12 protein-coding genes are annotated in these 12326 nt (G+C 59.7%); 2 read left to right on the top strand and 10 right to left on the bottom strand.

The features are described from left to right. Window positions 1–439: 439 nt before the first annotated feature. Entirely contained in the window at window positions 440–688 is a 249-nt protein-coding gene (locus tag AC1DWF_RS04880; protein ID WP_476786993.1) for a hypothetical protein, read from the bottom strand. 1367 nt (window positions 689–2055) lie between these two features. On the opposite strand from AC1DWF_RS04880, the gene AC1DWF_RS04885 reads away from it, so the two are divergent. Beyond that, entirely contained in the window at window positions 2056–3243 is a 1188-nt protein-coding gene (locus AC1DWF_RS04885; protein WP_476785875.1) for a helix-turn-helix domain-containing protein, read from the top strand. Between the two features lie 32 nt (window positions 3244–3275). Here AC1DWF_RS04885 and AC1DWF_RS04890 read toward each other — a convergent pair whose 3' ends face one another. From AC1DWF_RS04890 to AC1DWF_RS04930, 9 genes are all read right to left on the bottom strand, one after another. After that, entirely contained in the window at window positions 3276–6356 is a 3081-nt protein-coding gene (locus AC1DWF_RS04890) for a complex I subunit 5 family protein (RefSeq protein ID WP_476788784.1), read from the bottom strand. Further along, complete coding sequence (locus AC1DWF_RS04895; RefSeq protein WP_476785637.1) at window positions 6350–6718, bottom strand: sodium:proton antiporter; 369 nt, start codon at window positions 6716–6718, stop codon at window positions 6350–6352. Before AC1DWF_RS04895 ends, AC1DWF_RS04890 begins: the two co-directional genes overlap by 7 nt. A 15-nt stretch (window positions 6719–6733) precedes the next feature. Continuing rightward, on the bottom strand, window positions 6734–7429 hold the full coding sequence (mbhE, locus tag AC1DWF_RS04900; RefSeq protein WP_476785636.1) for a hydrogen gas-evolving membrane-bound hydrogenase subunit E: 696 nt from the start codon (window positions 7427–7429) through the stop codon (window positions 6734–6736). Then, on the bottom strand, window positions 7426–7767 hold the full coding sequence (mnhG, locus tag AC1DWF_RS04905) for a monovalent cation/H(+) antiporter subunit G (protein WP_476785635.1): 342 nt from the start codon (window positions 7765–7767) through the stop codon (window positions 7426–7428). The genes mbhE and mnhG overlap by 4 nt, the downstream gene beginning before the upstream one ends. Before the next feature lies 1 nt (window position 7768). After that, complete coding sequence (locus tag AC1DWF_RS04910) at window positions 7769–8011, bottom strand: hydrogenase subunit MbhD domain-containing protein (protein WP_476788793.1); 243 nt, start codon at window positions 8009–8011, stop codon at window positions 7769–7771. Between the two features lie 5 nt (window positions 8012–8016). Next, a complete protein-coding gene (locus AC1DWF_RS04915) occupies window positions 8017–8277 on the bottom strand; it encodes an MrpF/PhaF family protein (RefSeq protein WP_476785634.1) in 261 nt (86 codons plus the stop codon). Then, a complete protein-coding gene (locus tag AC1DWF_RS04920) occupies window positions 8270–8806 on the bottom strand; it encodes a Na+/H+ antiporter subunit E (protein ID WP_476785633.1) in 537 nt (178 codons plus the stop codon). Before AC1DWF_RS04920 ends, AC1DWF_RS04915 begins: the two co-directional genes overlap by 8 nt. A 34-nt stretch (window positions 8807–8840) precedes the next feature. Further along, window positions 8841–9989 carry an alpha/beta hydrolase gene (locus tag AC1DWF_RS04925; RefSeq protein ID WP_476785638.1) on the bottom strand — a complete coding sequence of 383 codons (1149 nt, stop codon included), beginning with the start codon at window positions 9987–9989 and terminating at the stop codon, window positions 8841–8843. 250 nt (window positions 9990–10239) lie between these two features. After that, window positions 10240–11967: a hypothetical protein gene (locus AC1DWF_RS04930; RefSeq protein WP_476788785.1), complete on the bottom strand. Its 1728-nt coding sequence runs from the start codon at window positions 11965–11967 to the stop codon at window positions 10240–10242. Window positions 11968–11996: 29 nt separating this feature from the next. Between AC1DWF_RS04930 and AC1DWF_RS04935 the strand changes: the two genes are divergently transcribed. Next, window positions 11997–12233, top strand: a complete 237-nt coding sequence (locus AC1DWF_RS04935; RefSeq protein WP_476784650.1) for a hypothetical protein — start codon at window positions 11997–11999, stop codon at window positions 12231–12233. The last annotated feature ends 93 nt before the right edge of the window (window positions 12234–12326 follow it).

The raw sequence follows: 12326 nt of genomic DNA on the forward strand, positions 1-12326 counted from the left end.
TCTCGCGAGCCGTCGTCGGCATCGAACAGGATGTCAAGCTCCACAAAGCTCCGTGGATTGGACGCGTGGCGCTCGCATAGGGGACAGGCGTCGCCCAGCCTCTGCTCGAAAGTTGTAACCGTTCATGGGGGGAGCCCGGCAAAAGGGCAGGTATGGATGTCCACCTCATTCGGGCTAGCGACTTTAGCCTTGGTCTCGCGCCGATTGCCTGACGGCGAACTAGTCGAATTGGCGGTTTAGTCGCCCCAACGGCGATGTCAGCGCGCGCACGCACCAGCTGGTCAAGGCACCAACAGAACTGCCACTGTCGCTTGCCGGGATTGTCTATAACCAATCTTGCCATCATTCACGTCCGGCTGTGACACGGAACGGGCCTTGCCGCGTTTTTGCTCGGGGCCGCAATGACGAATTGGCAGCTGCTATATGCGTCCGTTTTCAGTCAGCTCTTGCTGTCGCTGCCACGGTACACGCTCGCCATGCATTGCGAAACGATGCCCTCTAGGCTCATCTTTTCGGCGACGGAACCGGAGCCTTCGAATGTCAGGCTGAACTGGGCCGAAAAATGCGATCGTGGATCTCCGACAATCTCGTGCAGTTTAGCGTGGCAGTCTTCACATCGTTGCCGGCGCAAATCGTTGCCGTCGAGGCCGCGCAGGTCGCTTGATGGGGCGGACATGGAGATAAGCACCGGAGTGTATTCTTCGACCAGTTGTGTCCGTTTCGGGTGAAGGCGCGTGCGTGACCACCGGAAAAATAGATATGGGTCCGATAGCCGCCCAGGCGACGCCTTCTGGTGCCCACCTCTGTCGTGCTACACAGTGCGATGAACTGAAACGGCATCATGGGATACTCGATTTCCACTTTGGCCGATGCTCCAAAGTCGCGCCGGCCTTACGCCGCTGCAGAAAGTGGCTTTTAGGCCGGGAGTTGCTATATCGAGTGGCACCTCTTTGGTGTCGGCCCAATTGCCAAGCTCGCGACGAGGCGTGGACGCCAGTTGCAGGTCCTATTTCGTTCTAGGAGTGCCGATGCTCTCAGAAATCCTCTCTACAAAGGTCATCGCGTCGTCCGACAAACGCAGGCTGTGCAAGCAATATGACAGTGATGCCATGGCTCGCGCCGGCGGCGCACTTTTGCGCTCTTTCTCTCAGGTCAGCGCATAAATCTGGGCGTTGACCCCTTTTCGCATACGAGCGCCTGCGATGGTGATGACATCGCTGGACAGGYGGCTCCAATTGACAAAAAGTAGCCTACGGATAAGCCGGGAAGGCTGCCGTATTGAAGACTAAGCGGTTCGCGTCGAGGCTGGTGGTCGCACTTTCGCGCTCCCGTGGCTGTCTGCTTTTGATGATCGGCCATCGGACCTGCATCGGCGGGCAGGGGCCGATGAGAGAGCCAGGGAGAGGGCGGTCGATTGCTTCCTCGCTCGCTCGTAAAGCTCTGAATAGCCTTGCTGATTTTCACGATGATAAAGTGAAGGCGCTTTTCACTAAAGTCACAGCGGGCCGGCACCGTGCATCTTTTCTCTAGCGATAAGCTCTGGGAAGACGATCCCATTCTCGACCAATATTGGCTTCCGCGCAATCCCGTTCGGCCTTTCATCGAGCACTTCTTTGGAAGGCCAATGCAGATGTTGTTTTTGGGTCCAAGGCCTCTGCGATTGGACTTTACGAACGGTCGCAGGCGCTAGCGGTCAGTTCCATGCGTAGCCCAGCCCGAACTGTCGGTGCACATTGACCTCAGCCGGTGTCGCACAGCCGGCTAAGCCATAAAGTAGGATGGTCGTGGCCGCGCGTACGCCAAATAAGCATGCCGACGACGATGCGGTCCAAATCTCATAATGCATGCTGTTCCACGCTGGTTGCAGACACAGAGATTCTCGTAGCGCGCGCAACGTTGAAACAGATCTTATCTGGCGTTGTAACTAGGAAGGTCCCATAATCGCAGGCGAGATCAGTGGTCAGGAACGAACCGCAAAGTGAGGAGTCGTGGCAAGATGTTTGCCGTGGGGAAGTAGAAAGTCCATAGATCAGGCTGAAAGCGGGGCAGGTGACCATGCATGGTGAAGTATGTCCACTCGCCGCCGGAATGGGAGAGCCGACTGACAGCATCGTGCGTTCCGGATTGACCAGCCAATGGGCGGGAACGAATGAAAGCATTGGATTGCGGCAATCGGCAACATCAATCCGCAAATCTGACGAACCTGTCGAGGTCCTATTGCCCGCTTCTCAGTTGATTATGCCACTTACATTCGACACCAGCCGATTGCCGGGCGAGCATCAATTCGAGGCGTGGCGCGCATATCAGTCATCGGTCATCGACGTTTCGCCGAACTTGTCGGCGAGGGACGGTTTCTGCTTTAGGCAGGACGTATGGGATCTTGGACCGCTGGCGTTTACGACCGCGCAAATGCCAGGGCCGCTTGTGCCGCGAACGTGGCGGCATCTGCGCAAGGATCCGCTGGACCATTGGTGCCTGGTGCTGCCCGAGAGCCACGCCGCGCGGATCGCCGGCAATCAACCAAAGCAACTCTATATCCGCTCACTGGCGCGGCCCTATGAAGGGAAGGCGGCCGACAGCAGCGTATCTACCATGTTCATACCGCGCGACCTTTTGCGTCCCATTTCGGGCGTGCTGGACAGCCATGGCGGAACCCTGCCGTCGGCAGGGCTAGGGGGCCTTCTGTATGACTTTCTGATAGCTCTGGAGCGGCGTCTGCCGATGGTCGAGGCCAAGGACCTGCCGCAACTGATAGAGGGCATTCGCGCGCTTATCGTCGCCTGTATCGCGCCGACCTCTGATCGGCTTCGAGAGGCGAGCGAGCAGATAGCGACGACCGTACTTGAGCGCGTGCGCCAGACGATTCACCGGAATCTTCGCGCGCCCAATCTTGGCCCGACCATGCTTTGCAGCCAGCTCGGTATTTCGCGCTCCAAGCTCTACCGGTTGTTTGAACCCATGGGCGGCGTGGGACGCTATATCCTGAGGCAGCGGCTGATTGCGGCGCATGAAGCTCTGTCGGACCCATTGGAGAAGCGGAGTGTCGCGGCGCTGGCTGAAGAGCTTTGCTTTTCTGATGCAGCCAGCTTCAGCCGCGCCTTTCGCAAAGAGATGGGATACAGCCCGAGCGACGTCCGAACCGCGTCGCGCGGCGCCTACCCATCATTTTTCAGGCTGCCTTCGATATTTCAAGGGATGCAACTGGGCGATCTCGGCCAGGTCTTGTGTTACCTTCAGGTCTAGGGATTTGGTGACGGCAGGCAGAGCGGATGGCTTTACGCCGCCGCGACGTAGATCGCGATGACGTAGTAGAGCACGTAGAGGAGATAGGTCTGGCCGTTGCCAGTGTAGAGCCTGCGCATCGAGCCAGCCGCATTGATCGCAAGGCGCGACGAGCCGTTCCAGAACGCGTCCGCCACGGGCAGGATTACTGGGGTTAGGGCGCCTTGGTAGAAACGGTAGAACTGCGCGACGCCAAGCGGCGTGTCATGACTGCGGGCCCGCCGGTAGATCAGCCACGACAGTGTGAACAACAAGGCCGCAGCGGCTGTAGAGGCGACCAACACCGGCACAGGATTCCAGTAGCCATAGATGGTTTCCAGCGACATACCCTGCCAGACCAGCGTCGAGGCGAAATAGGGATCGATTGCTGAGGATACCGGTTCCATGAACAGTTTTGGCAGGAATGACAGCGCCAAGATCGCCAGGACCAATACGAATTGCGGCAAGAGCAACTGCGGCGGCGCCTCACGGACATTCTCTTGCGCCAGTTTGGAGGGTCCGAGGAAGATCGAATAGGCCAGGCGGAACATGTAGAGAAAGCCGATGAAGGTGGCGAGCACGCCGGCGGCCGCGAGCCCATACCAGCCCTTTTCGACCATGGCGCTGAGCAGCAGCCATTTGCCGCCGAAGCCGGCAAGCGGTGGCAGGCCCGACATCGAGATCAGCGCTATGACGACGGCTGCGAAGGTGAGGGGCATTTTCCGCGCCAGGCTGCCATTAGCTTCAAGCATCCTGTTGCCGGTCCGCAGGACGATGCCGGCGACGGCTAGGAAAAGGATGCCCTTGACCATCAAGTGGTTGGCAACGAGGTAGAGTGCCGTCACCCAGCCAAGGTGGCTCATCAGCGCGATTGCCGTGATGATGTAGCCAAGCTGGCTCATGCTGGAATAGGCGAGCAGGCGTTTCATGTCGTTCTGCTGCAAGGCCATGACCGCGCCTGCCACGGTGGTCAGCATACCGATCCAGCCCATGACATGGGCGAGTTCCAGGCCGGTCTCCGAGCGGATGGCGAGGTAAGTAACGATCAACAGTCCAAAGATCGCCACCTTGCTGACGACCGACGACAGCATGGCTGAGAGATCGTCGTCGGCCTCGGTATAGGCGCCGGGCAGCCAGACATGCGCGCCAATGGCGCCGGCCTTGATCAGGAAGCCAAGCGCTAGGAAGACGAAAGCAGCCTCGGCGACAGGGCCCGATGCGCTGCCGAAGGCCGCAAGTGCCGTGGTGCCATTGGCGGCGGTGGCAAGCGCGAAGCCAGCAAGAAGCGAAAATGCCGAGATGAGCGAAAACAACAAGAAGGGCAGGGCGTGGGGATGCGCGTTGCGCCCCTGGGCGATCAGGAAATACGACGACAGCGTGATCAGTTCCCAGCTGAAGAAGAATTCCAGGCTCGTTGAGGATCTCAGCAACGCGGTGATCGAAAGCAGCATGACCGCCATCAGTGGGAAATAGCCTGGGCGGGCATCACTGCGATAGAGAGCGGCCGAAGCGACAACCAGCCCACCCATCAGCAACAGCACCGCGAAAAGCCTGTTGAGGCCATGCAGGTCGCCGATCATCCCATTGCCGACGAGCAGCACCGCCAGAAGCATCAATGTGCATTTCACCCGACCTGGCAGCCAGTCGAGCGCGCAGAGCAGTCCACCGATGCACAGCGGCGCAAACAGCCATAGCGATGCTGCGCCGGCGATGGTCGCGGCGTAGTAACCGCTCGCTGCGAGTATGACAGCCGCGGCCGTGGCGGGTACCAGCGCGCGGACGGTGGGCCGCACCGGAGCCTGGTTGGGCACGGCGCGCGTCGCCTGCTTGAACCAGCTGAACATGTAGGCCGCTTCGAGCAATGACCCCGCCAGGATCAGGACGATCCAGCCATATTGCTGACCATTGGAAAGCTGCATCACCAGCTCCCATTTGGCCCAGAAGCCAGGGAAGGGCGGCAGGCCGGCGATGGCGACCAGAAGCAGGGCCATGACGAGCAGCACAAGCGGACGTCCTGCGATCGCGGACCAGCCTGGCACTTCCGCGCGTCCGACAGCGCCTGCGAGCCAAAACAGGCCTGCCTTGGCGAAAAGGTGATTGACGAACAGGCCACCGACAACGAGCGGCAGCGAGGCCTCGGCGCCGACCTTGTACAGCAGTGCGAGCGCCAGCATCAACAGCCCCATCTGCGCAATGGAGGAGTAGCCGAGCATTCGCTGAACGTTGGTCTGTTTCAATCCGATGAGGTTGGAAATCAGGAAGCTTATGCCGCCTGAAATCGCGATGATGCCGAGCTGGTTTTCGAACAGCGGCAAGAGCTTGAGCAGCGCGAAGAAGACGCCGGCCGAAACACTGCCCGATATCAGGGCGGCAATGCCGCTGGGGGCCGTTTCGTAAACGTCGAGGCCCCAACCGTTTGCCGGGAAGGGCTTGAGCTCGATGATCAGGCACGACAGCACCAGCAGCAGTGCGGTAACGCCGATCGGCCCGGCGATGAGGTCACGCCGCGCGATCATCTCGTCGATATTGAGCGTACTTGTGACGTGATAAAGCAACACCGAACCGAGCAGGAAAAATGTCGAGGCGAGCACCGTCACCATGATGTATTTGAAGCTCGCTGCGAGTGCGGCTGGTCCCCGGTCGAGGCCGAGCAACCCGTAAGTGGCGATCGAGACGATCTCGAGGAACACGAATAAATTGAACAGGTCGCGGGTCATCACCATGCCGTTGATGCCCATGACCAGGATCAGATAGAGCAGCAACGCTGCATAGCTGTCGCGCAGCCGTGACCACAGGTGCCAGGCGCCCAAAAGCGCCGCAACATTGACGCTGAAGGTGAAGATGCCTTCCCATAATCCGAAGCGCAGATTGATCGAGAATGGTGGTGTGCTGCCGGCAGTTAGCACCTCGATCGTTGGGTGGCCGTTGTGAAGCGCCCACAGGTTGGCACCGGAGATCGAGGCGATGCCGACAAGGGCGACTAAGAAGGCTATGGCCGGCAAAGGCTTGGCGATTTTGTAGAGCAGGGGGATGAGGAAGCCGCCGCCGAGGCCGAGCAGGAAAATGTTCAGCGGCTGCAGAAGGGCCTCTACCATTTCGACTCCGTCAGCGCGTCGATGGAAAGGGTTTTCTTGGCGTCATAGACGCGGATCGCAAAGGCCAGCATGACTGCAGTCACTGAAAAGCCGATGACGATGGCGGTGACCACCAATGCTGCAGGTATGGGGTCGACGGCGCGTGAGGTCGCTTCTCCAATGCCGAGCGCCTTGTCGATGATTGGGGCGGTATGTCCGGTGACGTAGCCAGTCGCGACCATGACGATATGCAGCCCGGTGTCGATCAGGCTGAAGCCGATGATGATGCGCAGGATGTTGCGGTGCCTTAGCATGCCCCACATGCCGATCAGCACGAGCAAAAAACCTGTTGCCAAGAGAATGTGGGAAACCGGCAGGCTCATGGCGATCCCTCGCGGCTAGCTGCGGAAACGGTCGATGATGACGCTGAGTTCAGCGCCGACCTTGATGCCGAGCAAAGTAGATATCAGCGGAATCGCGCCGGCGCTGAACAGCGCACCGAATTCGCCTTTGGGCAGGATGTGGCTGTCAAGGAAACCTGCGGCGAAGATAAGTCCGAGTATTCCGATCGAGACATAGAGCACACCGGCCAGCGATTCCGTGATGCTCAGGAAGCTGTGGCTCAGTCGCGATGACGGTTTGGCGAGCAACAGCAGCATAACCGCAGAAGCGACGACCGCGCCGCCCTGAAAGCCGCCTCCGGCCGAAAGATGCCCGTTCATGATGACATAGGCCCCGAACAGGAAGATCAGCGGCAAGATGACCTCGGCTCCATTTTCTACCAGTTCACTGGCGCGGCGAGGCTCCGGTTCTGGTTCGTGCTCTTCTTGCTGGGTGCCAGGCTTGCCGGCGAGAAGAATGCCGACACTGGCGGCGACCATGAACAGCACGGCGACCTCTCCGAGCGTATCGAAGCCGCGGAAGGTGATGAGAATGCCGGTGACGACATTCGGCGCCCCAAGCTGCTGCGGCACGACGGTCAGATAGTGTTCGGCGAGTGCCGAAACGCTCTGCCGTTCACTGTAATCACCCACCATGCGGGCAAAGATGCCCCCGAATATCAGCACGGCAAGTAACGAGAACGCGCGCTTCATTCCGGATTGCCCTCCTTGGCGTCGTCCTCGTCGCGCAAGGCGTCGACCATGGTTGAGGGCGCCATCGGCGTGCGGATTGCGTGCGCAGCTCGGGACAGGGCGTGCGACGACAGCGGATTGGTCATCAGCACGAAATAGGCGATGATCAAAAGCTTGAGGGCCCAGTCGGGATGGTAGATGCCGAGGCCTGCCAAAACCAGGATGTTGCCTAGTGTCGAGGCCTTGGTGCCAGCCTGGATGCGGGTGAAGGTGTCGGGCATGCGCAGCAAGCCAAGGCCGGCCGAAAACAGGAAGAATGCGCCCACGAGCACGACGATGCTGCCAATCAGCTCGGCCATGTCATCCCTTTCCGCCGCCGGTGCGGCGGATTGCGTAAAGGAAGATCAGCGTCGCAAGGCCGGAACCGATGGCCGCTTCCGCCATGGCGACATCGGGTGCGGCAAGCAGGACGTAGGATACCGCTGCAAAGAGGCTCGCCAGTCCCGCGCTGACCATTGCCGCCATGAGGTTGTCGAGGCAAACAGCAAGAACCCCGCTTACCAGGATGCTGCCGCAGACCAAAATAACGAGCAACTCAAGCATGGCGGTCACGGCCCTTTTTCGAGAAAGCGGGCAATGGCGAGCACGGCGAGAAAGCTCAGCAGGCCGTAAACGAGGGCTACATCGAGATAGACGAAGCGCCCAGAGATATGAGCGTAGAGCGCGATCAGCGAGATCGAGACGACAGTCAGCATGTCGATGGCGACGACGCGGTCGATCATGGTTCGGCCGATGATCAGCCGCACCACGCCGAACGCGATGCCCAAGAAGATCAGTACGCCCGCGACCTGAAGGATTGTCTCAGCCAAAGACCGCCTCCAGATGTTTCTCGAATGGACCGACGATTATCTTGGTCGCCTCGTCCGGATCCGTCGTCTGGACGTCCAGCCAGTGAATGAACATGGTGTCGTCCCTCACGTCCATGACCAGCGATCCCGGTGTCAGCGCGATCGAATTGGCCAATGCCAACCGGCCAATCGGCGACTTCAGGCGCATATGGACTTTGACGATGCCTGGGTGGATATCGATCCGGGGCGCGTAGACATAGCGCAGCATGTTGATATTCGCCTTCACCAGCTCGATGAAGAAGGTCGCGGTATAGGCAAGGAAATGCCATGCGCCGCGCGGCGACAGGTCGATGTGCCAGACATTGGTTCGGCGGGCGAAGATCCAGGCGATGACCAGTGAAATGACGGCACCCGTTGCAGCTATTGGCAGCGCGGTGGACGAGTTGATGATCAGCCAAAGAACAAACAGGAACAGCCACAACCCGAGAAAGCCTTTGGGTAGTCCAAGGGGACTACGGGGTGCGCGATTGTCGCTCGTTGGCGCGGTCATCCGCAACTCCTGCGTCTGCGACAAGGAAACGGAATCATCGGATCATGCTCGCGAGTGCCACCCCGCCGAGGATGCGCGAGGGTAGGTAGATGACCAAGGCTGCGGCACCTTCGATCGCCGAACCGCCGTCGGCAAGGATAGTGTCCGTCGCGCTGGCTTGATCGCCTTCGATCAGGTGCCGCATCAGGCCACTATCGCCGACAAGGCTTATCAACGTTGGCGAACTGGCGAACACACCGTGGGTACCACCGTCGAGATCCGACGCATCGAGAACAAGGATGTCCTTTTCTTGTAAAAGGGCAATATCGGAACCGCTGCCGACGCGCGGATGGCCACCGGCGATGCGCCTGGAAATGCTCAAGGCCCTGTCGCGGCGCGAGACGATTATAACAAACGGTCGAGGAAGTTCGCCTATGTCGCGGACCTGGCTCTGGAAAGCGTCGATGTCGATGTCGGGGGCAGCGAGCACCACGCCGCTCAGCCGCTTGAGGTATCGTCCTCGGCCTGTCTGCGCCAGTTCGCGCAGTGCTTCCATCACTACATAGGCACCCATCGAATGACCAACGAGTGTGATCCTGCGCGCTTTGGTCCGGGCGGCGATCTCGATCGTCTCGGCAAGCCCGCCACGGCCAACAACGGTGCTGTCCCGGTCATAGACATAGAGCGGGAGGGAACCCGCCGAAGGCCAGGCATAGTGCAGTGTCACCGCCCGGACATTGTAGTCGTGCGCAATCTGCGCGGCGCGGAAGATGCTGTCGGCGAAGTTGTTGTTGTAGCCATGTACGAAGATAAAGATTTCGCGATCTTCCGGAGCTCGTTTCAACAGTGCTGCGTCGAGTTGGTCGACAAACTTCTGGCGGTTTGCGATCGGCTGGTAGGTCAAAGCGGTAAAGTGGCGTGCTGGATCAGGCATGCGGCCAGTTTTCTCGACATCTCCTGGTACGTGATTTCTCGGGATGCCAATGTCGAATTCAGCGAAATTGAGAGTTTGCGAGCGTTCGGCTGAATAGGGCAGGGACAGGTTGTCTGATCGCGCGCGCGTTGTTGCAACAAAGACTGGCACGACCGCAGCTGAGGCCGTTCTGTTTGCCGTGGCGTCGAGACCCAAAACCGCGCGCGGCCCGCCACAACCGGCGAGCAGTGTTACGAGCAACAGGAGCTGAAATAGGCGCTTTGCCGACATGCCWCGTCCTTGCAAATTTACAGTAGATGAGAAGCAGCAAAACTGCCGGGCAGCAACCGACGAACAGGTTGTTCTGGCTTGAAATTGCAGAGTCTGCCCCGGTTGGGACAGAAGAACAGGACGTGACGCAAAATTGCGGGACTGCTTGCCAATCATCTGAACCCTTGAGTTCGGGCCAGATTGCGAAAAGGCGCGTTTCGGTTGAGGCACTCCAATTGCGATTCGATGCCAGTCTCAAGGGTCGCCTAGCTTATTTCGACTTGACGAGCCCCGAGAACCCCGCGACCGCTAGCAGGCTCAGGGCCCAGCCGACAACTGACTGGAAATAATAGTAATTCAAGGTGAGCACCCCGTTGGGTTGCGACGGGTCGGGGCGCCAATATTCTTTCTGGCCGATCTCCATGACCGGTAGCAGGGCGTCGAGGGAATACATCCACGCGTTGAATTCGGGGTAGCTTGAGGCTTCAGGCTGGCTCAGGAAACAAGAAAGCTGGTTCTGCCCGGCCAAAGCACGCCCAGGCATGACTTGACTGGTGGAAGGCATGTAGCGACTTTCGGTTTGTTCCAGCACGCACATCGTCCATTCCAGCGAGCGCAGGACGACGGGGCTGTTGGGCTTCAGGGCGCCGCTCCGTTCGGCAAACCCGAACACGGCAACCCCGATACCCCAGAACAAAGCGAGCCAAAGCAGGGCAAGCAGCGGCTGGCGGCCGTAGCGGACGGTCACGGCCAGCATGCCGTCGTTCAACGCCAGAGCGGACCGCAATACGGGGCTCTTTGCGCGTGCCCGTCTTGCGCGCCGCTGCAGCTTCTCTTTTGCGATAAGGACAGCGCGAGCGTCCTCGTCATGCCCCATCTCACGCAGTACCGTGGAAAGCTGCTCGTAAGGCTGCGGCCAGAAATCTTCCTTCCAGCGCTCAGGCACCTGGCGTGCCAGCCAGTCGAGCCGGCTTACCGCATCGACCGGACCGCCGATGAACGCGCCGTATTGGCAACGGTTGAGCAGCAGGTCGCCCTTTTTGGGCCAGGAGGCCTGTTCATCGTCGATCGCGCCGATTTCGGTGGCCGTCAGATCGAGCGTCCCCTGAACCGAGGCGCCTTGCCTAAGGAAGAAAGCACCGCTGATCCGGGCGCGATTGAGCCTCAGTGAATAGCCATCTGGCTCGACAAGCGTGACGGAGGTGCAATCGACGTCTCCGCCGAAATAGGCCCCCCGCATACGGACCTCGCCTTCGATCGTTGCCCCTCGCAGGGCAAGGTCGCCTCGCGCGGCAATGCCGTCGCCGTCAAGGGCGACCCCGCCGGGCCGTTTGATGTGAGCGCCAACCGCATTGACATCGGCGCCAAGGCGCGCTGCCGAAAGATTGATACCGCCACGCACTTCGGCGCCACGCAGCAAAATGCCGCCACTGGCTTCGAGCCCGTCGGCATTGATCGCAGTCCCATCAGTCGAGGATACCGTCGCCCCATCCGCCTCGAAATTGCCACCCAGGCGAGCACCACCAAGACGGATTTCTCCGGAAACGGTGGCGCCGCGAATGGAAAGCCCGCCGCGGGCTTCGAGCCTGTCAGCTTGCAGGCCAGGCAACGCCGAGCCGTCGAGAAACAGATTGTCGATGATGGCTGAGCGCAGAACAAGAGAGGCGTCGAAAAAGCAATCCTTGAGACGGATGTCGCGTGGAATTCGGCAGCCTTCGAGGTCCAGAACACCTGTCACTCGGGCCCCGCTGACGCTTAGCCCCTTTTCATGCATGCGAAAGCCATGGTCGCTGCCGAGAATGAGAAAGCGCAGAAGCTCCGCGCGCACGGTTCGCGCCGGGTCGTCCCAATCCGGACGCGAGCCGTCGCCAAGCCTGTCGAACTCCCCCGACTTCAGGTTCGAAACGATCTTTGTTTCGGCTGCGTTCAGTGGCTGGAAGTCGCTGAGGCAGGACTCAACTGGAATGGCAGGTCCGGCGTCGGGCGCCTGCTCGTTCATGAGCGCGCCATCCGTTTGGCGCCGACTGCATGGCCCTGCAAAGCGTGTATCTTCGGGTTGCTCCGGTCGGCGGCTTGCGCGCAGCAGAAGGCAATGAAAACGAGATCGCTCATAGTATCGTTCCTCTCGCTTTGGCTGTCGACCGGGAACCGAATTTAGCCCAAGTCTTTGCTCCGCAATACGATGCGGCCTGTCGTCGCTTTCGCGTTACTTTGCATCAAGCGCCCGAACTGCAAAGCCTGCATCGATGCTCGGCGCCAAAATAAGACGCAATGCACAGTTTTGGAATTCTAAGCTAATCCCGCCGGCGTAGCAGCACGTTAAACACATGGAACGCAGCGTTCATTGCTGTGCACAAT

It is taken from the genome of Aminobacter sp. P4_D5 (assembly GCF_056401815.1).

Excerpts from the sequence above, each read along its gene's own strand:
- AC1DWF_RS04910 (WP_476788793.1), bottom strand. The coding sequence starts at position 8,011 with ATGCTTGAGTTGCTCGTTATTTTGGTCTGCGGCAGCATCCTGGTAAGC.
- AC1DWF_RS04890 (WP_476788784.1), bottom strand. The coding sequence starts at position 6,356 with ATGGTAGAGGCCCTTCTGCAGCCGCTGAACATTTTCCTGCTCGGCCTC.
- AC1DWF_RS04885 (WP_476785875.1), top strand. The coding sequence starts at position 2,056 with ATGCATGGTGAAGTATGTCCACTCGCCGCCGGAATGGGAGAGCCGACT.
- AC1DWF_RS04935 (WP_476784650.1), top strand. The coding sequence starts at position 11,997 with ATGGCCCTGCAAAGCGTGTATCTTCGGGTTGCTCCGGTCGGCGGCTTG.
- AC1DWF_RS04920 (WP_476785633.1), bottom strand. The coding sequence starts at position 8,806 with ATGACCGCGCCAACGAGCGACAATCGCGCACCCCGTAGTCCCCTTGGA.
- AC1DWF_RS04925 (WP_476785638.1), bottom strand. The coding sequence starts at position 9,989 with ATGTCGGCAAAGCGCCTATTTCAGCTCCTGTTGCTCGTAACACTGCTC.
- AC1DWF_RS04895 (WP_476785637.1), bottom strand. The coding sequence starts at position 6,718 with ATGAGCCTGCCGGTTTCCCACATTCTCTTGGCAACAGGTTTTTTGCTC.
- AC1DWF_RS04930 (WP_476788785.1), bottom strand. The coding sequence starts at position 11,967 with ATGAACGAGCAGGCGCCCGACGCCGGACCTGCCATTCCAGTTGAGTCC.
- mbhE (WP_476785636.1), bottom strand. The coding sequence starts at position 7,429 with ATGAAGCGCGCGTTCTCGTTACTTGCCGTGCTGATATTCGGGGGCATC.
- mnhG (WP_476785635.1), bottom strand. The coding sequence starts at position 7,767 with ATGGCCGAGCTGATTGGCAGCATCGTCGTGCTCGTGGGCGCATTCTTC.